Here is a 23,491-nt window from a genome sequence, read left to right as displayed (position 1 = left end):
ACCGAAGTACCCAACGAAGCGAGAGGCCCGGTCGACCCGGTCGGCCGAAGCGGTAACAAACAGGATTGAAGTCGTCGTTCGGGCGGTAGCGATGCCACCCGGATGCCGAAGATGAAGCCCCCTTGAGTCAAGGGGGCGGCCCGTCCGAAGGACGGGCGGGGTTATGGAAGCAATACCGAAGTACCCAACGAAGCGAGAGGCCCGGTCGACCCGGTCGGCCGAAGCGGTAACAAACAGGATTGAAGTCGTCGTTCGGGCGGTAGCGATGCCGTTCCGAGGAGCCCAACAATGAGCAAAGATCTGCTGCTGGTCGTCGATGCGGTCGCCAACGAGAAGGGCGTTCCGAGAGGCGTCATTTTCGAAGCGATGGAGGCCGCGCTTGCGTCCGCCGCGAAGAAGCGTTACGCCGAGGAGGACGTCTCCGTGCGCGTCTCGATCGACCGCGACAGCGGCGACTACGAGACGTTCCGCCGCTGGGAAGTCGTCGCCGATGACGTCGTGATGGAATCGCCGGACCGGCAGATCCGCCTCATGGACGCGGTCGACGAGGTCGAGGGCATCGACGTCGGCGGTTTCGTCGAGCAGCAGATCGAGAATCCCGACTTCGGCCGCATCTCGGCCCAGGCCGCGAAACAGGTCATCGTGCAGCGCGTGCGCGAAGCCGAGCGTGCGCTCGTCGTCGACGCCTACAAGGATCGCGTCGGTGAGCTGATCACCGGCATCGTCAAGCGCGTCGAGCGCGGCAGCATCTACCTCGACCTCGGCGGCAATGCCGAGGCGTTCGTGCCGCGCGACCGCAGCATCCCGCGCGAAGCCGTGCGCACGGGCGACCGCCTGCGCGGTTACCTGTACGAAGTGAAGTCGGAGCCGCGCGGCCCGCAGCTGTTCGTGTCGCGCACCGCGCCGGAACTCATGATGGAGCTGTTCAAGCTCGAAGTGCCGGAAGTCGGCCAGGGCCTGGTCGAGATCAAGGCGTGCGCGCGCGATCCGGGTGACCGCGCGAAGATCGCCGTGCTCGCGCACGACCATCGCACCGACCCTATCGGCGCCTGCATCGGCATGCGCGGTTCGCGCGTGCAGGCGGTGTCGAACGAGCTCAACGGCGAGCGCATCGACATCGTGCTGTGGAACGACAATCCGGCGCAGTTCGTCATCAACGCGATGGCGCCGGCGGAAGTGCAGTCGATCATCGTCGACGAGGAAAAGCACTCGATGGACATCGCGGTCGCCGAAGACAAGCTGTCGCAGGCGATCGGCCGTGGCGGCCAGAACGTGCGCCTCGCGAGCAAGCTGAGCGGCTGGCAGCTCAACGTGATGACCGCCGACCAGGTGCGCCAGAAGAGCGAAGCCGAACAGACCGCCGCGCGCGACCTGTTCATCGCCAAGCTCGAAGTCGACGGCGAGATCGCGCAGATCCTCGTGCAGGAAGGCTTCTCGACGGTCGAGGAAATCGCCTACGTGCCGACCGCAGAACTGCTCGGCATCGAGGGTTTCGACGAGGACATCGTCGAGGAGCTGCGTGCGCGTGCGCGCGACGCGCTGCTCACCGACGCGCTCGCGGTCGAAGAAGGAATGGAAGAGCACAAGCCGTCCGACGACCTGCTCGCGGTCGAAGGGATGGAGGAAAGCCTCGCGTTCGAACTCGCCTCGCACGGGATCGTCACGCGCGAGAACCTCGCCGACCTCGCGACGGACGAGTTCATGGAACTCGGCCTCGAAGGCATCGACGAGGACCAGGCGGCGGCGCTGATCATGGCCGCGCGCGAGGGTGCCGCCGCGTAACCGGCGCACGACGAGCGGCGCGCGTGCGCGCCGCCGGCAACACACCAACACGGATGGCGCCGGTGCGAGGCGCCGCCGGACGGAATCACCACCGCACGCGTCGCAGGGCCACGGAGTACCAAATCGATGTCGGACGTCACGATCAAACAACTGGCCAAGGTCCTCGGCACACCGGTCGACAAACTGCTCGCGCAGCTCGGCGAAGCGGGCATGAAGTTCTCCGATCCCGACCAGGTCATCAGCAGCACCGAGAAGGTGAAGCTGCTCGGATTCCTGCGCCGCACGCACGGCAAGAAGGAAGAGGCGCCTGCCGAAACCGCGTCCTCGCCGAAGCAGATCACCCTGAAGCGGCGCACGGTCAGCGAGATCACCGTGGTACCGGGCCAGCGCGGCGCGAGCGCGAAGACGGTCAACGTCGAAGTGCGCCAGAAGCGCACCTACGTCAAGCGCAGCTCCGTCGAGGAATCGCAGCAGGTCGATCCCGAGCGCGAGGATGCCCTGCGCAAGCTCGGTGAGTCGCAGCTCAAGCGCGAAGCGGAAGACCGCGCGCGCGCGGACGCCGATCGCCGTCGCCAGGAGGAAGACGCGAAGATGCGCGCCGCCGAAGACGCGCGTCGCACCGCCGCCGAGGAAGAGACGCGCCGGCGCACCGAGGAAGAGCAGAAGGTCGAAACCACGGCCGCTCCGGCGGAGCAGCCGGCTGCCGCACCGCGCGAAGCCGGCGCCGCGGCGGCGGAGCGCCCGCGCCCGGAGCGCGCGCGGGAAACCCCCAGCAATGGCGCCGCGGCCGATGCGCCGCATCGCCACAAGGCCAAGCACGGTTCGCACCGGATGCGCGACGACGGCGTCGCCGACGACAGCGGCCCGCGCTACTTCGGCAACGAATTGCACCTGTCGCGTGAAGGCGCGGCGCGGCGCACCGGCCGCAAGCGCCCGAAGACGCGCCAGGCCGAGCAGTCGCGCAGTGGCCCCGCGCACGCGTTCTCGCGACCGACCGCGCCGGTCGTGCGCGAGATCGCGGTCGGCGACTCGATCACCGTCGCCGACCTCGCGGGCAAGCTCGCGGTCAAGGGCGCCGACGTGGTCAAGGCGCTGTTCAAGATGGGCGTGATGGTCACGATCAACCAGGCGATCGACCACGACACCGCGGTACTCGTCGCCGAGGAACTCGGCCACAAGGTGGTCGCGGCCGAAGACACCAGCGCGGAGACGACATTGCTCGCACAGCAGGCAGGCGACGAAGGCGACAAGGCCACGCGCCCGCCCGTGGTCACGATCATGGGCCACGTCGACCACGGCAAGACGTCGCTGCTCGACTACATCCGCCGCACCAAGGTCGCTGCCGGCGAAGCGGGCGGCATCACGCAGCACATCGGCGCGTATCATGTCGACACGCCGAAGGGCGTCATCACGTTCCTCGACACGCCCGGCCACGCCGCGTTCTCGTCGATGCGCGCACGCGGTGCGCAGTCGACCGACATCGTCGTGCTCGTGGTCGCGGCCGACGACGGCGTCATGCCGCAGACGATCGAAGCGATCCAGCATGCGCGCGCCGCGAAGGTGCCGCTGATCGTCGCGATGAACAAGATGGACAAGACCGACGCCAACCCGGACACGGTCAAGCAGGGCCTCGTGCAGCATGAAGTCGTGCCGGAGGAGTGGGGCGGCGACGTGCAGTTCGTGCCGGTGTCGGCGAAGACCGGCATGGGCGTCGACGCGTTGCTCGACGCGATCTCGGTGCAGGCCGAAGTCATGGACCTCACCGCGGTGCCGGACGGCCGCGCGAGCGGCGCGGTGATCGAATCGAGCCTCGACAAGGGCCGCGGCCCGGTCGCGACGGTGCTCGTGCAGCAGGGCCTGCTCAAGCGCGGCGACTTCGTCGTGTGCGGCGTCGAATACGGCCGCGTGCGCGCGCTGTTCGACGAAACCGGACAGCAGGTCGAGTCGGCGGGTCCGTCGATTCCGGTGCAGGTGCTCGGCCTGTCGGGGGTGCCGCAGGCGGGCGACGATTTCGTCGTCGTCGCCGACGAACGCCTGGCCAAGGAAGTCGCGCAGCAGCGCCAGCACAAGCGCCGCGAGTCGCGCCTGGTCAAGCAGGCGGGCAACCGCATGGAAGACATCATGGCGCAGATGGGCGAGGGCACGGGCCAGTTGAGCCTGAACCTCGTCGTCAAGGCCGACGTGCAGGGTTCGGCGGAGGCGCTGCGCGAATCGCTGACCGCGATCACCACCGAGAAGATCCGCGTCAACGTGATCGCGTCCGGCGTCGGTGGCATCACCGAATCGGACGCGACGCTCGCCGCCGCGTCGAAGGCGGTGATCATCGGCTTCAACGTGCGCGCCGACGCGTCCGCGCGTCGCATCATCGAGGCGAACGGCCTCGACCTGCGCTACTTCTCGATCATCTACGACGTCATCGACCAGGTGAAGCAGGTCGCGACCGGCATGCTCGGCAAGGAAGTGCGCGAGGAGATCATCGGCGTCGCGCAGGTGCGCGAGGTGTTCCGCAGCTCGAAGTTCGGCGCGGTCGCCGGCTGCATGGTCATCGAAGGCACGGTCAAGCGGCACAAGCCGATCCGCGTGCTGCGCGACAACACGGTGATCTTCCAGGGCGAACTCGAGTCGCTGCGTCGCTTCAAGGAGAACGTCGACGAGGTGCGCAACGGCACCGAGTGCGGCATCGGCGTGAAGCAGTACAACGACGTCAAGCCGGGCGACCAGATCGAGTGCTTCGAGCGCATCGAGGTCGCGAGGACGCTGTAATGCCAGCCAAGGCGTTCAATCGCTCCGATCGCGTCTCGGCGGAACTGCGCCGCGAGATCGCGCTGCTCGTGCACGCCGCCGTGCGCGAGCACGCCCTGCCATCGGTGAGCGTGTCCGACGTCGAGGTCACCAAGGACCTCGACGTCGCGACCGTTTACGTCACGGCCCTGCTTGGCGACAAGGGGCCGGAAGCGGTCGCTGCGCTGAACGAACTCGCGAAGGAATTCCGCCGCGAACTCTCGCGCACGATGAAGCTGCGCCGCGTGCCGGAGCTGCGTTTCCGCTACGACGATTCGGTCGATCGCGGCGAGCGCATCGAGACGCTGCTGCGCGGCGACTCCTGATCGCCGCGATCCGCGTCGCCGAGGAGGAATCCCGATGGCCAAGTCCGCGTGGCGGGACGTGCACGGCATCCTGCTGCTGGACAAGCCGGCCGGGCTGAGCTCGAACCAGGCCCTGCAGAAGGCGCGCCGCCTGTTCCGCGCCGACAAGGCCGGCCACACCGGCAGCCTCGATCCGCTCGCGACCGGCCTGCTGCCGCTGTGTTTCGGCGAGGCGACGAAGATCGCCGGGCTCCTGCTCGGCGCGCGCAAGGCCTACGTGACCGAATGCGTGCTCGGTGCGACGACGACGACCGACGACGCCGAAGGCGAGGTGGTCGAGCGTCGTCCGGTCCCGCTGCTCGACGACGCGGCGATCCGCGCGGCGGCCGCACCACTGACCGGCCGCATCACCCAGGTCCCGCCGGTCTATTCCGCGCTCAAGCAGGGCGGCGAACCGCTGTACCGGCGCGCGCGCCGCGGCGAGGACGTCGCCGCGCCGCCGCGCGAGGTGGACGTGGACCGCTTCGAGCTGGTCCGACGCGAGGGCGACCGCCTGCGCCTCGAGGTCGAATGCGGGTCGGGCACCTACGTGCGCAGCCTCGTGCGCGACCTCGGCGAGCGGCTCGGTTGCGGCGCGCACGTGACGCTGCTGCGACGCCTCTGGGTCGAGCCGTTCATGCAGCCGGCGATGTTCACTCTCGACCGGCTCGAGGCACTGGCCGCCGCGGACGGTCCGGCTGCGCTCGACGCCTGCCTGTTGCCGATCGAGCGGGGACTGGCTGCATTGCCGCAGCTCGACGTGTCGGCGGCGGAGGCGACCTTGCTCGCGCAGGGGCGACGCCCGCTGCGTGCGGGCGTGGCCGCGATGCCGCTCGCCTGCGCGATCGACCCGGCCGGGCGGCTCGTCGCGCTGGTCGAGATCGACGGGGCCGGCGAAATGCGCGTGCGGCGCGGGTTCAATCCAGGCCCGGTGGCCCCGGCGTCGGCCTGAGCATCCGGGGGTCGTTCGGCGCTCGAGCGGGGCTGGGCCGGCGAGCGCCGATGCCGGCGCGTCCCGCGGATTTTGCGCGCCATTCGCCCGGGAAACGGGTTAGAATAGGGAGCTTTAGTTTCGTCCCGGCATGGCCGGGGTTTCCTGACGCGGCTTGCGCTCGGACTGAACGCCCGGGCTGACCCGCGCCGTATGTTCCATCAAAAGGTAGACATCATGTCCCTCTCCGTTGAACAAACCAGCAAGATCATCGCCGATTACGGTCGTGGCAAGAACGATACCGGTTCGCCGGAAGTGCAGGTCGCTCTGCTGTCCGCGCGCATCGAGCACCTGTCCAAGCATTTCGCCGACCACGACAAGGATCATCATTCGCGTCGCGGCCTGCTCAAGATGGTGAACCAGCGTCGCAGCCTGCTGGCTTATCTCAAGAAGGCCGATGCCGAGCGCTACAAGTCGCTCATCGAACGTTTGGGTCTTCGCCGCTAAGCACGTACATGCGGCTCCGACATACGTCGATGGTGGGTGCGGGGCCGCTCGTTTGTTTGTGCGTTCGTCCATGAACGCTGCCCACCGGGCCGTTTCATGGGCGAATGCGTTGCACGCAGCATGAAATTCCAGAGCGGCCATCCATGGCCGCACTCTTCAAGTGAAGCACGAGCGCGTTCCACGGGGAATGCGCCTTTCCAGACAGGACTAACAACGTGGCGAAAGTAACCAAGTCGTTCCAGTACGGCGCGCATACGGTCACGCTGGAGACGGGCGAAATCGCCCGCCAGGCAACCGGCGCGGTCATGGTCAGCATGGGCGGCACCGTCGTCCTCGTGACCGCGGTGGCGGCGCCGAAGGCACGCGAGGGGCAGGACTTCTTCCCCCTCACCGTCGATTACGTCGAGAAGTTCTACTCGGCCGGTCGCATCCCCGGTGGCTTCTTCAAGCGCGAAGGCCGCCCGACCGAAAAGGAAACGCTCACCTCGCGCCTGATCGACCGCCCGGTGCGCCCGCTCTTCCCGGAAGAGTTCCGCAACGAAGTGCAGGTCATCGCGCAGGTGCTCTCGCTCAATCCCGAAGTCGACGGCGACATCCCGGCGATGATCGGCGCGTCGGCCGCGCTCAGCCTCGCCGGCATCCCGTTCAAGGGCCCGATCGGCGCCGCGCGCGTCGGTTACGCCAACGGCAAGTACCTGCTCAACCCGAGCGCGACCGAAACGAAGGCGTCCGACCTCGACCTCGTCGTCGCCGGTACCGCGAACGCGGTGCTGATGGTCGAATCCGAAGCGAAGCTGCTCAGCGAAGAAGTCATGCTCGGCGCCGTCGTGTTCGGCCACCAGCAGATGCAGGTCGTCATCCGCGCGATCGCCGAACTCGCGACCGAAGCCGCCAAGCCGTCGTGGGACTGGCAGCCGCCGTCGCGCAACGACGCGCTCGTCGCTTCGCTCAAGGCCGCGGTCGGCAGCAAGCTCGCCGAAGCCTTCCAGGTGCGCGACAAGCTGCAGCGCCGCGACGCGATCGCCGCGATCAAGGCCGACGTGCTCGAATCGCTGAAGGGCGAAGCCGAGCAGAAGGGCTGGGCCGCCGCGGATCTCGGCAAGGAATTCGCCGAACTCGAATACCGCACGATGCGCGACAGCGTGCTCAGCACCAAGGTGCGCATCGACGGCCGCAACCTCGACGACGTGCGCCCGATCACCGTCCGCGTCGGCGTGCTGCCGCGCACGCACGGTTCCGCGCTGTTCACGCGCGGCGAGACGCAGGCGATCGTCGTCTGCACGCTCGGCACCACGCGCGACGCGCAGATCATCGACGCGCCGGAAGGCGAATCGAAGGATCCGTTCCTGTTCCACTACAACTTCCCGCCGTTCTCGGTCGGTGAAGCCGGCCGCTTCGGTGCGCCGAAGCGCCGCGAGATCGGCCACGGCCGCCTCGCCAAGCGCGGCGTGCAGGCGGTCAAGCCCGCGATCGACCAGTTCCCGTACGTGCTGCGCGTGGTCTCGGAGATCACCGAGTCGAACGGTTCCTCGTCGATGGCGTCGGTGTGCGGTTCGTCGCTCGCGATGATGGATGCGGGCGTGCCGCTGAAGGCGCCGGTCGCGGGCATCGCGATGGGCCTCGTCAAGGAAGGCGGCAACTTCGTCGTCCTCAGCGACATCCTCGGTGACGAGGACCACCTCGGCGACATGGACTTCAAGGTCGCCGGTTCCGCCGACGGCATCTCCGCGCTGCAGATGGACATCAAGATCGACGGCATCACCGAGGAGATCATGAAGGTCGCCCTCGAGCAGGCCAAGCGCGGTCGCCTGCACATCCTCGGCGAGATGAACAAGGTCATCAGCACGCCGCGTGCGGAAATGAGCGAGTACGCGCCGCGCCTGATCACGATGAAGATCCACCCGGACAAGATCCGCGAAGTCATCGGCAAGGGCGGCGCGACGATCCGCTCGATCACCGACGAGACCGGCGCGACGATCGACATCAACGACGACGGCACCGTGATCATCGCCTCGGTCAACCGCGACGCGGGCGAGGCGGCCAAGAAGCGCATCGAGCAGATCGTCTCCGACGTCGAACCGGGCCGCATCTACGAAGGCAAGGTCGCCAAGCTGATGGACTTCGGTGCGTTCGTGACGATCCTGCCGGGCAAGGATGGCCTCGTGCACGTCTCGCAGATCTCCAACGAGCGCGTCGAGAAGGTGTCCGACAAGCTCAAGGAAGGCGACATCGTCAAGGTGAAGGTGCTCGAAGTCGACAAGCAGGGTCGCATCCGCCTGTCGATGAAGGCGGTCGCCGAGGAAGAAGGCGCGGGCTGATCGCACCCTTCCGCAAGGACGAAAAGGCGGGCCACGTGCCCGCCTTTTTCATTTCGGGTGCGCTGCTAGACTTCGCGTTCGCCGGGAGTTCCGTGATGACCGCATCGATGCGCCATGAAGACTTCGCCGCGCTGGCCGGGCGCGCGTGCCGACTGACGCCGTCGCCGGCGGCGGACGGTGCGGGCGCGCTCGCCGGCACGCTCAGCGAGGTCGGCGAGCGCCGCGAGCGCCAGGGCTACGAACAGTTCGCGCTGCTGTTCCGTGCCGACGGCGAGCCGCGGCAAGGCCTCTACGACGTCGTGTTTGACGGCGAGCCGGCGCGAGCGATCTTCCTCGTGCCGATCGGCATCGAGGGCGGCCAGGTCGTGTACGAAGCGTGTTTCAACCGCGCGATCGCGTGAACGCTCAGCCCTGGCTGAACACGACCTGGTAGCTGCGCTTGTCACCGAGGATCGGCGACATGAATGCGCTGAAGCCGAGGCGGCCGGACGAACTGAACTCGTAGATGCCCTCGGCGAGCACGGAAGGTTGTTCGCTGCGGAAAACGAGGGTGAAGCAGCGCTCGAGCGCGCGCTTCTCGTCGGCATAGCCCTTCGCGTTCTTCAGCGGGACGACCTTGACCAGCTTGAGGTCGCTCGCCGTGCCGTCGCGCACGAGCTTGAAATCCCGGCCGATCAGCGGTGCGAACGCGGATACGCTCAGGTCGGCCGAAGGCGCGGCGGCCGCCGCAAGCGCTTCCCCGGCCTTGCCGAGCGACAGGGCCACCGAGGCGGCACCCAGCTGGAGCAGGAATCGACGGCGCTGCGGCATGGCTCACTCCCCCTGGAACGCGAGCGAGTCTACTGCCCGCCGACGCGGCGGCGCAATCGCGGCGCGCTTGAGTTCGCGACCGCCGAGCGCCTACCATGCACGGGTCGACCGGCGACGCCGGGCGATCGACAGGGGACATCGCGATGACCACACCGTTTCTGAGCGAGATACGCATGTTCTCGTTCAACTTCGCTCCGCGCGGCTGGGCGATGTGCAACGGGCAGATTCTGCCGATCGCGCAGAACACCGCCCTGTTCTCCCTGCTCGGCACGACCTACGGCGGCAACGGCCAGACCACGTTCGCGCTGCCGAACCTGCAGTCGCGTGTTCCGATGCACTGGGGGCAGGGGCAAGGCCTTTCGCCGCGCAATCTCGGCGAAGTCGGCGGCGAGGAAAACCACACGCTGATCGTCTCCGAGATGCCCGCGCACCAGCATTCGCTGACTGCGAACAGCGGCGCGCCGTCCGGTGGACCCGCCAACGCCGTACTCGCGACACCGACGACGAGCAAACCCTACCGCAGCGGTCCGACGCAGACGACGACGCTCGCGAACGGCACGGCCTTGAGCGGCGGCGGCCAGCCGCACGCGAACCTGCAGCCGCTGCTCACCGTCACGTTCGCGATCGCCCTCGTGGGCGTATTCCCGTCCCGTTCCTGAGCGCGCGCCATGTCCGAACCCTACCTTGGTGAAATCCGCATGGTCGGCTTCAACTTCGCGCCGCGCGGTTGGGCCATGTGCAACGGCCAGCTCATCTCGATCGCGCAGAACTCGGCATTGTTCGCGCTGGTCGGAACCATCTACGGTGGCGACGGCCAGTCGACGTTCGCGCTGCCGGACCTGCGCGGCCGCCTGCCGTTGCACCAGGGCCAGGGGCCGGGACTCAGCAGCTACGTCATCGGCGAATCGACCGGCGTCGAGTCGGTCACGCTGATTTCGACCCAGCTGCCGATGCACCAGCACGGCGTGGTCGTCGCACGCGACGGTGGACGCACGAGTTCCCCGTCGGGAAACATGCTCGCGTCGGGCGAAGCCGATGTGTACACGCACGACACGAGCAACGCGGTGTCGATGTCGACGCAGGAAGTAGCGCTCGCCGGCGGCAGCCTGCCGCATCCGAACCTGCAGCCGTACCTGTGCGTCAATTTCGTGATCGCCCTCGAAGGCATCTTTCCTTCCCGCAGCTGAGCACCGGCCATGTCCCAACCCTTCCTCGGTGAGATCCGCATGTTCGGCTGCAATTTCGCGCCGCGCGGTTGGGCCCTGTGCAACGGCCAGATCCTGTCGATCGCGCAGAACACCGCGTTGTTCTCGCTGCTCGGCACCTTCTACGGTGGCAACGGCACGACCAACTTCGCGTTGCCCAACCTGCAGTCGCGCTCGCCCATGCACATCGGCCAGGGGCCTGGCCTGTCGCTGCGCGACATCGGCGAGCAGGGCGGCAGCGAAGGCGTCACGCTGATCTCGGCTCAGATCCCGCAGCACAACCACCTGCTCGGCGCGCAAAGTTCGCGCGCGGACCGCGCGAACGCGGCGGGCGCGTCGCTCGCACAAGGTGCGCAGAGCATCTACATCGGCGGCACCGCCCCGAATGCGCAGCTGTCGCCGCAAAGCACGTCGTTGGCCGGTGGCAACCAGCCGCACAACAACCTGCAGCCCTACCTCGTGATCAATTTCTGCATCGCGATGCAGGGCATCTACCCGTCCCGCTCGTGAATACCATCATGGCGCCATCGCCGCCGGACCTCGCCTTGCGCGACCTGCGTCCCGACGACGATGCGTTCCTCTATCGCGTCTACGCGGGCACGCGCCTGGAGGAACTGGCGCCGCTCGGCTGGGGTGACGCGCAACAGGACGCGTTCCTGCGCATGCAGCACGAGGCGCAGCGCACCGACTACTGGCGCAACTACGACACCACGCGCTTCCAGGTCGTCACCTGCGACGGGCGCGACGTCGGGCGCCTGTACGTGGAGCGCCGGCCCGGCGCGCTCGACATCATCGACATCGCCTTGCTGCCGGAGCATCGCGGCCGCGGCATCGGCACGCGCCTGCTCGACGCGCTCGCGCGCGAAGCGGATGCGCACGCGCTCACCATGCGCATCCACGTCGAGCACGCGAATCCGGCGCAGCATCTGTATCTCCGCCACGGCTTCGAGTTCCATGGCGATGCCGGACCGATCTACCGCTTGATGGAACGCCGGCCGCGTGCGCAGCACGCGGAGCGGGCTGCTTGAACAGGGGCAAGCACCTATGAACTTCGCATCGACGCGACTTCGCTTGGGACGGATCGCAACGAGCCTCGTGCTCCTGCTCGGCGCGGGGCCCTTGCTGGCCGGCACCGTCACGACGACCGCGGACTCCGGCGCCGGCAGCCTTCGCAACGTCGTCGCCGCCGGCGGCACGGTCACGTTCGGCGTGACCGGCACGATCACGCTGACCACGGGCCCGATCACGATCCCGACCGGCACCACGATCACCGGCCCCGCTGCGAACCAAGTCACCGTCAGCGGCAACAACAGCAGCCGCATCTTCGCCGTGCTGGCGGGGTCGACGGTGAACGTGTCGGGCCTCACCCTCACGGCGGCGAACGCGGGCGCGGGCGGTCGCGGCGGCGCGATCAACAACCTCGGCTCGCTCGCGCTCGACGGCATGGTCTTCAATGCGAACAACGCCGGCGACGCCGGCGGCGCGATCTACAACGCCGGTTCCCTGACCGTGCGCACGAGCACGCTGAGCGGCAATGCGGTCACCGATGCCGGGTGTGCGGGTGGCGGCGCGATCCGTAGCGAAACCGCCGGTTCGACCCTGGTGATTTCGAACAGCACGATCACCTCGAACACCGCGAATGCATGCAGCGGTGGCGGCGTGAGCTTCAACGAAGGCACGGCGTCGATCACGTCCAGCACGATCAGCGCGAACAGCGCCGGCGAAAGCGGCGGCAACCTCTACAAGGGCAGCGCCAGCGCGGCCCTAACCCTCACTGCGAGCGTGATCGGCGGCGGCGTCACCGGCGGCGGTACGCCGGTCAATCCGGACGTGCACGGTGCGTTCGGCGGCGGCCTGACTTCGGGCGGCCGCAACCTCGTGCAGGCGCGTGGCGACGGCATCGGCTACGTCGCGAGCGATCTCGCGGACGGAACCAATCCGCTGCTCGGCGCACTCGCGAACAACGGCGGCGCGACGCCGACGCGACTGCCGCAACTGGCCAGTCCCTTGCTCGAGCAGAGCGGCACGCCGTGCACGGCGACCGACCAGCGCGGTTTCACGCGCCCACAAGGCAACAACTGCGACATCGGCGCGGTCGAATACCGCCAGTTTCCGTTGACCGTGAACGTCAACGGTAGCGGCAGCGTGTCGGCGGGTGCGACACCGGTGCCGACGATCGGCAGCATCAGCAACTGCACCGGCACGTGCATCGCCTACTACGACGGCGAGCTGCAGCCGACCGTGACGCTCACCGCGACGCCGAACGCGAACCAGATGTTCAGCGGCTGGACCGGCGCCTGCGTCGGCGGCTCAAATCCGGTCACGACCGTCGCGATGACGAGCGCGCGCACCTGCGTCGCCACGTTCGTGCCGGCGACGTTCGTCGTGACGCCGAGCGTCGGCACCGGCAATGGCGCGATCTCGCCGTCGACGCCGCAGACGGTGAACAGCGGTGCGACGACGAGCTTCACGCTGACCCCGGCGGCGAACTACCACATCACCGGCGTCGGCGGCACCTGCGGCGGCAACCTCGCCGGCAATACCTACACGACGAACGCGATCGTCGCGAACTGCACGGTCGTCGCGAACTTCGCGATCGACACGCACATGGTCACGCCGAGCGTTTCCGGTGGCAACGGCACGATCAATCCGTCGGTGCCGGTCGCGGTCAACCATGGCTCGACGACGAGCTTCACGCTGGCGCCGAATGCGAACTATCACGTCGCGAGCGTCGGCGGAACCTGCGGCGGCAACCTCGCCGGCAACGTCTACACGACCAATGCGATCGTCGCCGACTGCACGGTGATCGCGAGCTTCGCGATCGACACGCGCACGGTCACGCCGAGCGTGAACGGCGGCAACGGTGCGATCGCGCCGTCGACGCCGCAGACGGTCAACCACGGTGCGACGACGAGCTTCACGCTGACGCCGAACGCGAACTACCACGTCGGCAGCGTGACCGGCACCTGCGGCGGCAACCTCGCCGGCAACGTCTACACGACCAACGCGGTGAACGCGGACTGCACGGTCATCGCCAACTTCGCGATCGACACGCACACGGTGACGCCGAGCGTGACGGGCGGCAATGGCGCTATCGCGCCGTCGACGCCGCAGACGGTCAACCACGGCGCGACGACGAGTTTCACGCTGACGCCGGCCGCGAACTACCACGTCGGCAGCGTGACCGGCACCTGCGGCGGCAATCTCGCCGGCAACGTCTATACGACCAATGCAATCGTCGCCGACTGCACCGTGATCGCGAGCTTCGCGATCGACACGCACACGGTCACGCCGAGCGTGAACGGCGGCAACGGTGCGATCGCGCCGTCGACGCCGCAGACGGTCAACCACGGTGCGACGACGAGTTTCACGCTCACGCCGGCGGCGAACTACCACATCGGCACGGTCACCGGTACCTGCGGCGGCAACCTCGCCGGCAACGTCTACACGACGAATGCCGTCACCGCCGATTGCACCGTGATCGCGAGCTTCGCGATCGACACGCACGTGGTGACGCCGAGCGTGAACGGCGCCAATGGCGCGATCGCGCCGTCGACACCGCAGACGGTGAACCACGGTGCGACGACGAGCTTCACGCTGACGCCGGCGGCGAACTACCACATCGGCACGGTCACCGGTACCTGCGGCGGCAACCTCGCCGGCAACGTCTACACCACCAACGCCGTTACCGCCGACTGCTCGGTCATCGCAAGCTTCACGATCGACACGCACACGGTGACGCCGAGCGTGAACGGCGGCAACGGCGCGATCGCGCCGTCGACGCCGCAGACGGTCAATCACGGCGCGACGACGAGCTTCACGCTGACGCCGGCCGCGAACTACCACATCGGCACGGTGACCGGCACCTGCGGCGGCAACCTCGCCGGCAACGTCTACACCACCAACGCCGTGACTGCCGACTGCACGGTCGTCGCGAGCTTCGCGATCGACACGCACGTGGTGACACCGAGCGTGAACGGCGGCAACGGTGCGATCGCGCCGTCGACGCCGCAGACGGTCGACCACGGTGCGACGACGAGCTTCACGCTGACGCCGGCTGCGAACTACCACGTCGGTAGCGTGACCGGCACCTGCGGGGGCAATCTCGCCGGCAACGTCTACACGACGAACGCCGTCACCGCCGACTGCACCGTGATCGCGAGCTTCGCGATCGACACGCACATGGTGACGCCGAGCGTCGGCACCGGCAACGGCACGATCAGCCCGTCGACGCCGCAGAGCATCGATCACGGCGCGACGACGACGTTCACGCTCACGCCGGCATCGAGTTACCACATCGTCGGCGTCGCCGGCACCTGCGGCGGCAACCTCGCTGGCAACGCCTACACGACGAACGCCGTCACGGCCGACTGCACGGTGGTCGCGAACTTCGCGATCGATACGCACACGATCGGCGGCAGCGTCAGCGGCCTCGTCGGCTCCGGCCTCGCGTTGCGCCTCAACGGCGCGAACGACCTGCCGATCGCGGCGAACGGTCCGTTCGTGTTCACCCAGCCGCTCGACGACCTCAGTGCATACGCGGTCACGGTCTCGCAGCAGCCGACCGGGCCGACCCAGGTGTGCACGGTCGCCAACGGCAGCGGCACGCTCGCGGGCGCGGACGTCACGAACGTCGCCGTGACCTGCGCGCCGCCGGTTCCGCATCTCGTCGTGAGCGTCACCGACAATCGTGACTACGTGCGTTACGGCATGCTGCTCACCTATCTCGTGCGCGTCACCAACGACGGCGAGGGAATGGCCACCGGCGTGAGCGTCGCGAACACCTCGCCGCCGCAGATCGACACGGTGTCGACGTCGTGGGCTTGCCACGGTGCCGGTGGTGGTGCGGTCTGCCAGGCGAGCGGGTCCGGTGCGCTGAACGACACCGGCGTCGCCTTGCCGCCGGGCCGCACGCTGACCTGGGTCGTCACTGCGCCGGTGCGCGTCGACGCACCGACGGGCCTGATCGATTACACGGTCAACGTCGGCGGTCCGTCGCCGGCGAGCGCGACCGATCACGACACGATCGTGATCTTCCGCACCGGCATGGACGTGCCTTACGGCGACGGCGCCGAAACCGGCGCCGCCGACGACAGCACGCTCGCCTGCGCACCCGCGGCCGACGAAGTGCAGCACTTCGACCTCGGCACGACGCGCATGTTCGAACTGCCGCACACGCCGCCCACGGCGGCCGTCGAGACCGTGCTCGTCGCGCGTGGCGAGGCGGCGACGGGCTTCCGCATCGACCGCCTCAACATCGACGCGACGCCGTCGATACGCCTGGTGGCGGTCGATCGGAATGGCGCCGAACGCGCGACCGCGTGGGCACCGACGCGCGCGGGTGCTTCGCTCGCGCTCGGCATCGCGACCACGGGGGATCATTCCGTGTTGCTGCTCGAAGGCGCGCAGCTTTCGCTCGAACTCGCGTTGCCGGACGGCGTGTCGCCCGCGATCGTCGCGCAGACCTCGCCGCGCACCTGCGGCGAGTAACGAGGTTTCGCGGGCCGTTGGAGCGTGCGCTCCACCGGCCCGCGACGGCGCGGCGACCGCCGCGCCATCGGCGCAGGGTCACTCGTCGGTGCCGGCGGGCATCGCGCCGAGTTTCACCGCGCGCTGCAGGGTCTCGCCGTTGCGCACGAGCGTGAGGGTGACGGTGCGACCGGCGTTGCGCTGGAGCTGCTGCTGGAAGTCGGCGCGATCGGCGACCGCCTTGCCGTTGAGCGCGAGCACGTAGTCGCCGGTGAGCAGGTTCGCGCGCGATGCCGGTGTGCCGCCGACGACCGCGCCGATCGCGACGCCTCCCTGCGCACCGAGCGTCTCGCGTTCGCGCTCGCGCAGGTCGCGGAACGACGCGCCGAACGGCAGCCGGAAGCGCACGTAGTAGTCGGCGATCCAGGCCGCGTCGACGCCGTCGCGCGGAGGCGCGAGCAGCACGCGCTCGGCGCCGTTCGCGGATGCCTGGCGCAACGCCTCGTCGCGCGCGTCGCCTTCGCGATCGCGGCCGATCCGTTCGACCGGGAAGCGACCGCGGCCGATGCGCACGTAACCCTGCGCGGCAAGGCGCGCGTCCTCGCCGTCGCGCGCCGGCTGGATCGTCGCCGCCTCGGGCGGCGCGACCGCGCGCATGCGCGCGACCGTCTGCGCATCGCGGCCGGGCGCGGGTTCGTAGCTGATCCCGGCGCGACGTGCCTCGCCATCGGGCGAGCCGGGCGGACCGTGCGAAGGTGCGACCGCGCAGCCGGCGAGGGCGAGCGCGGCGAACAGGGCGAGGCGACGGAGCATGGCGACGTCCGCTGGCAGGGGAACCCTGATTCTCGCCCTGTGCCACCGCGGGTCAAGCCGACGCGTGTACGCGCGTTTGCTACGATTCATGCAACGTGCCGACGGAATCGTGCCCGTGTCCATGCTGCGCATCTATTTCCGCGTCATCGCGCTGCTCGCGCCCGAGAAATGGCTCGCGACGACGCTCGCGCTCGCCAATCTCGCCCTCGCCGGCGTGTATTTCCTCGAGCCGTGGCTGTTCGGCAAGGTCGTCGATGCGCTCGCCGCACCCGAGAAGCAAGGCGCCTGGCGCTTGATCTGGGCATGGGCCGGCGTCGGCCTCGGCGGTGTCGTCGCGAGCGTGTGGGTCTCGCTGTATGCCGACCGCCTGGCGCACCGGCGGCGCCAGGCGGCGATCGCGAGCTTCTTCGAGCACGCGATCGCGCTGCCGCTCTCGTTCCACGGCCAGCACCACACGGGACGCCTGCTGCGCATCATGCACGGCGGTAGCGCGAACCTGTTCGGCCTCTGGCTCGGCTTCTTCCGCGAGCACCTCGCGACCCTGCTGTCGATCGTCGTGATGGTGCCGCTCGCGTTGCGCATCAACTGGAAGCTCGCGCTGCTGATGATCATGCTCATGGTCAGCTTCGCGGTGTTCAACGCGATCGCGATGCGCAAGACGCACAAGGCGCAGGGCGAGGTCGAGGAACTGCACCACGAGATCTCCGAGCGCGCCGGCGACGTGTTCGGCAACGTACTCGTCGTGCAGAGCTTCGTGCGCCTGACCGCCGAGGTCGCCGCGATCCGCGACATGATGAGGCGCGCACTCGCGGCACAGTATCCCGTGCTGCGCGGCTGGGCCTGGCTGTCGGTCGCGAACCGCGCCGCGAGCACGCTCACGATCGTCGCGATCTTCACGCTCGGCACTTCGCTCAACCTCAAGGGCGAAGTGACGGTCGGCGCGATCGTCAGCTTCGTCGGTTTCGCGATGATGCTGATCGGTCGGCTCGAGCAGTTCGCCGGATTCGTATCCGGGCTTTTCTTCCAGACCCACTCGCTCGGCGATTTCTTCGCCGTGCTCGACACGCCGGCGACGCTGCAGGAGCAGCCGGGCGTGCCGGACCTGCCGCGGGTGCGCGGCGAAGTCGCGTTCGAGAACGTGTCGTTCGGCTACGACGCGTCGCATCCGGCCCTCAGGAACCTCTCGTTCCGCGTGCGTGCGGGCGGTACCGTCGCGCTGGTCGGCCCGACCGGTGCCGGCAAGACCACCGCGCTCAGCCTGCTGTACCGCGCCTACGATCCGAGCGAAGGCCGCATCACGATCGACGGCATCGACATCCGCACGGTGAGCCTGCACTCGCTGCGCCACGCGATCGCGGTCGTGTTCCAGGATCCGGGCCTGCTCTACCGCTCGATCGCCGACAACCTGCGCGTCGGCGACCCCGACGCAACGGAGGAGGAGATCGAAGCGGCCGCGCGCGCGGCCGAGGCGCACGACTTCATCGTCGTCAAGCCGGAAGGCTACGCGACCCTCGTCGCCGAGCGTGGCCGCTCGCTGTCGGGCGGCGAGCGCCAGCGCCTGTCGATCGCGCGCGCGATGCTCAAGGACGCACCGGTCCTCATCCTCGACGAGGCGACGAGCGCGCTCGACAACGCGACCGAAGCGCGCATCCAGCGCGCACTCGGCACGCTCACGCGCAACCGCACGACGTTCGTGATCGCGCACCGGCTCACGACCGTGCGCAACGCGGACATCATCCTGGTCCTCAAGAACGGCGAACTCGTCGAACAGGGCCGCTACGACGAACTCGTCGCGCTCGGCGGCCTGTTCGCCGAACTCGACGGCCAGGGCCAGTTCGTCGCCGATGCGGAAGACACGCCGATCTTCGCCGAGGACGAAGGCGGATGACGGTCAGTCCCCGCGCGCGGCGAGCAGTGCGCGCAGGCGGTCGACCTGTGCACCGTACAGGTGCGCGCGCGCGGTGTTCGGGCGCAACGGCTCGCGTACCTGGTCGGCGCTGAGCGTGCGCACGCTCAGCGCCGACTCGTGGAAGCGCAGGCTGCGCTCGTCGAACGGCAACGCGCAGAATTCGAGCAGACGGCGGATCTGCGGTTCCGGCTCCGCGGTGAGGCGCTCGTGCGATACCTCGAGTACCGCGTCGCCGTGTCGGGCGCGCCAGTGGCGCATCGCCTCGTCGTAGTCGTGCCAGAAGCGCGCGAGGTCCTCGATGTCGTAGGTGAAGCCGAGCTCGCGCGCGAACATCTGCCGGTAGCAGGCGAGGCACGTCTCGAGCGGGTCGCGCCGGCAGTCGACGAAGCGTGCACCCGGCAGCATGCGCTGCAAGGCACCGAGGTAGATCCAGTTCAGCAGGCCCTTGTCGGTGAACACGCGCCGTCCACCGCGCTGCGCGTCGATGCGCTCGAGGTAGCTGCGGCCGAGGCGGGCCCAGTCGTCGTCGCTCGCTTCGGCGACCCAACCCGGGAAATCGCGCTCGCGCCGCTCCGATTCCTCGCGGATGATCGTCGGCACGTCGAGTCGCTCGCCGCCCGCGGCCACGTCCGGGTGCGCGGCGAGGATCTGTTCGACGATCGACGAACCCGTGCGCGGCAGGCCGACGATGAACACGAGGCCCGTACCGCGCTGGTCGTCGTCGCGCGCAGGCAGCGTCTCGAATGCGGCGGTCGTCGCGCGCACGTGCTGCGACATCCTCGCGCCGTCCCAGTGCTGGCGCCGGCGCCAGGTCGTGTTCGCCGCGACCAGCACGGGCCACGCATCCGCGTGCCGGTCGCTCGCCTCGTAGGCGCGCGCGAGCGCGAAGCCGATCGAAGCGCGCGCGTGGTCGGGCAGGTCGGTGCGCGCGTGCAGGCGTTCGATCGCCGCGACGTCGCGCGCGTCGAACGGCGGTTCGCGCAGGTTGGACAGGCCGTACCACGCAGCCACCGTGTCCGGCGCGTCGGCGAGTACGCGGCGATATTCTGCCACCGCGTCGTCGGTCCGGCCGAGCATGAAATGCATGCGTGCGAGGGCGAGCCGCGCGGGTACGGACGTCGGCTCGCGCTCCAGCAGTTCGCCGAGCACCCTGGACGCGGCCTCGGCGTCGTTCATGCGCTCGAGCATCTGCGCGAGTGCGAGTGCATGCGCGGGTTGCGTGGGCTCCAGCGCGACGCAGCGGCGCAGCAGGTCGGCCGCCTCGTCGAGCAGGTTCCGTTCGGCCAGGGCGTGGGCGAGGTTGCCGAGCACGAGCATGTCGTCCGGACGCGCCGCCACGGCTTCGCGGAGCAGGGCGACCGCGTCGTCGGCGCGGCCCTGCAGTCGCGCGATCGCCGCGAACAGGCGCAGCGACTCCGGATGCTTCGGCGCGAGCGCGCGCAGCGCGGTCGCGCGCTGCAGGGTCGTCGCCGCGTCGCGTCGTTGCAGCGCCGCGGTCGCCTCCTGCAGCAGCTGGCGTGCCATTCCGGAAAGGCCGTCGAGTCGATCGATCATGTGCGGGCCGTGCGGGGAAACGCCCATTAGACCATGCCCCGGGCGGCCGGGCGTGGGCATGACTTCCGGCCCGTCTGCTAGTGCGAAGTAAACACTATAGTCCACCTGAGCCTATGCAGACATGAAGGGCATGGCATGGTCGCCACCGAAACCCACCTGTGGAAGTTCCACAAGGAGCTGAGCGCCGGCATCGTTTCGCTCGTGCTGCTCGCGGTGCTCGCGCGCGCACGGTCGCCGATGTACGGCTACCAGATCGCCAAGCAGCTCGATGAGACCGGCGAGGGCGTGCTCAGCGGCAAGCAGAGCGCGCTGTACCCGGTGCTGCGCAACCTCGATTCGGCCGGCCTGCTCGCGAGCGAGGTCGAGCCGTCGGTCGCGGGCCCGCCGCGCCGCTACTACCGCATCACCCCGCTCGGGCGCCGCGTCCTCGATGAATGGAGCTACGCCTGGACCGCGACCCGCGATTTCGTCGACACCGTGCTGGAGGGCACATGAGCACGCCACGTACGATCAGGGAATACCTCGACCAGCTGCGCGCCGCGCTCGGCGGCGCCGACCCGGCATTGATCCAGGACGCGCTCTACGACGCCGAGGACCACCTGCGCGCCGAGCTCGCCGAGAACCCGGGCAAGTCCGAAGCGGACGTGCTCGCGAAGATTGCCAACAGCTATGGTGCGCCGGAAGAGGTCGCCGCGATCTACGTCGACAAGGAGCAGGTGGTGCAGCAGGCGCTGCGCCCGCCGCCGCCGCCGCCGCGGCGTAGCGCGATCGGCCGCTTCTTCGGCGTCGCCGGCGATCCGCGCGCGTACGCCGCACTGTTCTACATGTTGCTGTCGCTCGCGACCGGCATTTTCTACTTCACCTGGGCGGTGACCGGCCTGTCGCTCTCGCTCGGCCTGTCGATCCTCATCTTCGGCATCGCGTTCGCAGTACTGTTCTTCGGTACCGTGCGCGTGCTCGCGCTCGTCGAGGGACGCATCATCGAGGTCATGCTCGGCGAGCGCATGCCACGGCGGCCGCCGTACACCGACCGCGAGCTGTCCTGGCGCGCGCGCATCACCGCGATGTTCACCGATCCGCGCACGTGGTCGACGCTGCTGTACATGGTGCTCATGCTGCCGCTCGGCATCCTCTACTTCACGCTCGCGGTGGTCGGCATCACGTTGTCGATCGGCATGATCGCCGGGCCGTTCGCGCTCGTGCTGGCGCAGTTCGGCGTCATCGAGGGCGGCATCTACCTCGACGGCCAGTCGGTCGTGCCGCCGCTCGTGATCATGCCGCTCGCGCTGCTGCTCGGGATCGTGCTGCCGTTCGCGGTGCTCCACCTCGCGCGCGGCGTCGGCCACCTGCAGGGCGCGCTCGCCAAGCACCTGCTCGTGAAGTCGGCGTCGGGCTAGCGGGCGGTCACGGTCGATCGCGGCCACGCGACCGCTCAGGCGACGGCGGTGCCGAGGATCACGTCGCGCGTGCGCAGGTGGTTCAGGATCGCCGCACCGGACGCCAGCAGCGCCGGATCGCCCGCGCGGCCCAGTTCGGCGAGCAGGTCGTCGATGCAGCCGGCGCCCGTGCGGTGCCGGTTCGCGCCGAGGCGCTCGACCAGCATCGCCGAGAGCGCGTCGATCTCGATGAAGCGCACCTCGTCGTCGCGGTCGCGCACGAGCAGCAGCAGCACCGGTTGCGGTGCGGGTTCGTCGGGGATGAAGTCGGGCCCGATGCGGTGCACCGGCCAGCGGTAGGCGAGCAGGCGCGCGACCGGCGACAGAACGGGCACGCCGGCGAGCACGTCGCCGGCGCGGTCGCAACCGGGCGCGTTCACGTCGGCTTCGTCGAGGCTGAGCGCGAGTTCGCTCCATTCGTAGTGCGCAAGTTCGACCAGGAACGGCGGATCGCCCGCACCGGCGTCGGCGCGTGCTTCGAGATGGCGGATGAACTCGCGCGCGATCTCGGTGAACAACGGCGTGCGCGCGCGATGGTCGCGGTAGAACGCGCGCACGCGCGCTTCCCAGGCCGTGTCGTCGTGCAGGCGCCGGATCACCGGGAAGTTCGCCGCGAGCAGGTTCGACACGTTGTTGAAGAACAGTTCCGTGTAGACGGCCATGCGGCGCGGTTCGACGTCGGGCGGTGCCGGCGCGCGCAGCGGATCGCGGATGTGCGCGGCGAACGCGTACTGCGCCGCGCGGGTGGAGCCGGCCTCAGGCGCTGCGCGCATCGCGACTCGCGCTCCCGTGGTCGGCCTGGATCGTGCGGATCGTGTGCACCTCTCCGATCAGTTCGGCGAGCGGCGGGAAGTTGAAGTCGCGTTCGACCAGCGTCGGCCGCACGCCGAAGTTGCGGTACGCGCGCGCGAGCAGCTGCCAGACCGGGTCGATGATCGCCGCGCCGTGCGTATCGACCAGCAGGTCCGGCGCTTCGACGTAGTGGCCGGCGACGTGGATGTAGGCGACGCGTTCGCCGGGCAGGGCGTCGAGGAACGCGCCGGCGTCGTAGCCGTGGTTCACGCTGTTGACGTGGATGTTGTTGACGTCGAGCAGCAGGTCGCAGTCGGCCTCGCGCAGCACCGCGTTGACGAAGTCGATCTCCGTCATCGCCTGCGACGGTGCCGCGTAATACGACACGTTCTCGACCGCGATGCGCTGGCCGAGCACGTCCTGCGTCTGGCGGATCCGTGCGGCGACGTGGTGCACGGCCTCGTCGGTGAACGGAATCGGCATGAGGTCGTACAGGTGGCCGTCGTCGGAGCAGTACGACAGATGTTCGGAATAGACCCCGATGCCGTGCGCATCGAGCAGGCGGCGGATGCGTGCGAGCAGCGTTTCGTCGAGCGGCTCGGGTCCGCCGAGCGAGAGCGACAGGCCGTGGCAGACGAACGCATGGCGTTCGGTCAGCTCGCGCAGGCTGCGGCCGAGCTTGCCGCCGACGCCGATCCAGTTCTCCGGTGCGATCTCGAAGAAATCGATCGCGCGCGGCTCCGCCTCGGCGGCGGTCGCGAGGTGTTCCTGCAGCGGGCCCAACAGGGCCCGCCGCAGGCCGAGTCCTGCACCGTGCAGCGCGGGACTACGGATGGGCAT

At 68.9% G+C, this 23,491-nt stretch carries 20 protein-coding genes; 15 read left to right on the top strand and 5 right to left on the bottom strand.

Translation table 11 applies throughout. The features are described 5' to 3' along the window. The first annotated feature begins 288 nt into the window (after positions 1-288). From nusA to FHW12_RS05520, 7 genes are all read left to right on the top strand, one after another. Positions 289-1,782, top strand: a complete 1,494-nt coding sequence (gene nusA / locus FHW12_RS05550) for a transcription termination factor NusA (protein WP_182529955.1) — start codon at positions 289-291, stop codon at positions 1,780-1,782. A gap of 126 nt (positions 1,783-1,908) precedes the next feature. After that, entirely contained in the window at positions 1,909-4,545 is a 2,637-nt protein-coding gene (gene infB / locus FHW12_RS05545) for a translation initiation factor IF-2 (RefSeq protein WP_182529954.1), read from the top strand. After that, positions 4,545-4,889, top strand: a complete 345-nt coding sequence (gene rbfA / locus FHW12_RS05540) for a 30S ribosome-binding factor RbfA (RefSeq protein ID WP_182529953.1) — start codon at positions 4,545-4,547, stop codon at positions 4,887-4,889. The genes infB and rbfA overlap by 1 nt, the downstream gene beginning before the upstream one ends. Before the next feature lie 34 nt (positions 4,890-4,923). Further along, positions 4,924-5,859: a tRNA pseudouridine(55) synthase TruB gene (gene truB / locus FHW12_RS05535; RefSeq protein ID WP_182529952.1), complete on the top strand. Its 936-nt coding sequence runs from the start codon at positions 4,924-4,926 to the stop codon at positions 5,857-5,859. Positions 5,860-6,075: 216 nt separating this feature from the next. Further along, a complete protein-coding gene (gene rpsO / locus FHW12_RS05530) occupies positions 6,076-6,345 on the top strand; it encodes a 30S ribosomal protein S15 (protein WP_182529951.1) in 270 nt (89 codons plus the stop codon). 215 nt (positions 6,346-6,560) lie between these two features. Further along, positions 6,561-8,663 carry a polyribonucleotide nucleotidyltransferase gene (gene pnp, locus FHW12_RS05525; RefSeq protein WP_182529950.1) on the top strand — a complete coding sequence of 701 codons (2,103 nt, stop codon included), beginning with the start codon at positions 6,561-6,563 and terminating at the stop codon, positions 8,661-8,663. Between the two features lie 95 nt (positions 8,664-8,758). Then, on the top strand, positions 8,759-9,064 hold the full coding sequence (locus FHW12_RS05520; RefSeq protein WP_182529949.1) for a DUF6916 family protein: 306 nt from the start codon (positions 8,759-8,761) through the stop codon (positions 9,062-9,064). Positions 9,065-9,068: 4 nt separating this feature from the next. On the opposite strand, the gene FHW12_RS05515 is transcribed toward FHW12_RS05520, so the two are convergent. Next, positions 9,069-9,473 (bottom strand): DUF6916 family protein, encoded by a 405-nt coding sequence (locus tag FHW12_RS05515; RefSeq protein ID WP_182529948.1) that lies wholly within the window; start codon positions 9,471-9,473, stop codon positions 9,069-9,071. A 143-nt stretch (positions 9,474-9,616) separates the two neighbouring features. Here FHW12_RS05515 and FHW12_RS05510 point away from each other — a divergent pair, with 143 nt between their 5' ends. The 5 genes from FHW12_RS05510 (at position 9,617) to FHW12_RS05490 (ending at position 16,168) form a co-directional block, all read left to right on the top strand. Then, on the top strand, positions 9,617-10,132 hold the full coding sequence (locus tag FHW12_RS05510) for a phage tail protein (protein ID WP_182529947.1): 516 nt from the start codon (positions 9,617-9,619) through the stop codon (positions 10,130-10,132). A gap of 9 nt (positions 10,133-10,141) precedes the next feature. Continuing rightward, entirely contained in the window at positions 10,142-10,660 is a 519-nt protein-coding gene (locus tag FHW12_RS05505; protein WP_182529946.1) for a phage tail protein, read from the top strand. A 9-nt stretch (positions 10,661-10,669) separates the two neighbouring features. Next, positions 10,670-11,188 (top strand): phage tail protein, encoded by a 519-nt coding sequence (locus FHW12_RS05500; protein ID WP_182529945.1) that lies wholly within the window; start codon positions 10,670-10,672, stop codon positions 11,186-11,188. 8 nt (positions 11,189-11,196) lie between these two features. Beyond that, positions 11,197-11,706, top strand: a complete 510-nt coding sequence (locus tag FHW12_RS05495; protein WP_182529944.1) for a GNAT family N-acetyltransferase — start codon at positions 11,197-11,199, stop codon at positions 11,704-11,706. Between the two features lie 67 nt (positions 11,707-11,773). After that, positions 11,774-16,168, top strand: coding sequence for a beta strand repeat-containing protein (locus FHW12_RS05490; protein WP_182529943.1), 4,395 nt, complete (start codon positions 11,774-11,776; stop codon positions 16,166-16,168). A 78-nt stretch (positions 16,169-16,246) separates the two neighbouring features. Here FHW12_RS05490 and FHW12_RS05485 read toward each other — a convergent pair whose 3' ends face one another. Beyond that, positions 16,247-16,960, bottom strand: a complete 714-nt coding sequence (locus FHW12_RS05485) for a PDZ domain-containing protein (RefSeq protein ID WP_182529942.1) — start codon at positions 16,958-16,960, stop codon at positions 16,247-16,249. A 121-nt stretch (positions 16,961-17,081) separates the two neighbouring features. Between FHW12_RS05485 and FHW12_RS05480 the strand changes: the two genes are divergently transcribed. Continuing rightward, positions 17,082-18,848 carry a glucan ABC transporter ATP-binding protein/ permease gene (locus tag FHW12_RS05480; RefSeq protein ID WP_259392894.1) on the top strand — a complete coding sequence of 589 codons (1,767 nt, stop codon included), beginning with the start codon at positions 17,082-17,084 and terminating at the stop codon, positions 18,846-18,848. A 3-nt stretch (positions 18,849-18,851) separates the two neighbouring features. Here FHW12_RS05480 and FHW12_RS05475 read toward each other — a convergent pair whose 3' ends face one another. After that, a complete protein-coding gene (locus tag FHW12_RS05475; protein WP_182529940.1) occupies positions 18,852-20,423 on the bottom strand; it encodes a tetratricopeptide repeat-containing sulfotransferase family protein in 1,572 nt (523 codons plus the stop codon). Positions 20,424-20,558: 135 nt separating this feature from the next. Here FHW12_RS05475 and FHW12_RS05470 point away from each other — a divergent pair, with 135 nt between their 5' ends. Then, positions 20,559-20,918, top strand: coding sequence for a PadR family transcriptional regulator (locus FHW12_RS05470; RefSeq protein ID WP_182529939.1), 360 nt, complete (start codon positions 20,559-20,561; stop codon positions 20,916-20,918). Next, on the top strand, positions 20,915-21,820 hold the full coding sequence (locus tag FHW12_RS05465; protein WP_182529938.1) for a sensor domain-containing protein: 906 nt from the start codon (positions 20,915-20,917) through the stop codon (positions 21,818-21,820). Before FHW12_RS05470 ends, FHW12_RS05465 begins: the two co-directional genes overlap by 4 nt. 35 nt (positions 21,821-21,855) lie before the next feature. On the opposite strand, the gene FHW12_RS05460 is transcribed toward FHW12_RS05465, so the two are convergent. Then, positions 21,856-22,632: an HvfC family RiPP maturation protein gene (locus FHW12_RS05460; protein ID WP_182529937.1), complete on the bottom strand. Its 777-nt coding sequence runs from the start codon at positions 22,630-22,632 to the stop codon at positions 21,856-21,858. After that, positions 22,616-23,491 (bottom strand): HvfB family MNIO-type RiPP peptide maturase, encoded by an 876-nt coding sequence (locus tag FHW12_RS05455; protein ID WP_182529936.1) that lies wholly within the window; start codon positions 23,489-23,491, stop codon positions 22,616-22,618. Before FHW12_RS05455 ends, FHW12_RS05460 begins: the two co-directional genes overlap by 17 nt.

Origin of the sequence: Dokdonella fugitiva (assembly GCF_014138265.1) — a bacterium.
Classification (GTDB): domain Bacteria; phylum Pseudomonadota; class Gammaproteobacteria; order Xanthomonadales; family Rhodanobacteraceae; genus Dokdonella_A; species Dokdonella_A fugitiva_A.
Note: the sequence above shows the minus strand (reverse complement) of the source record. Positions and strands in the feature narration are given on the sequence as shown.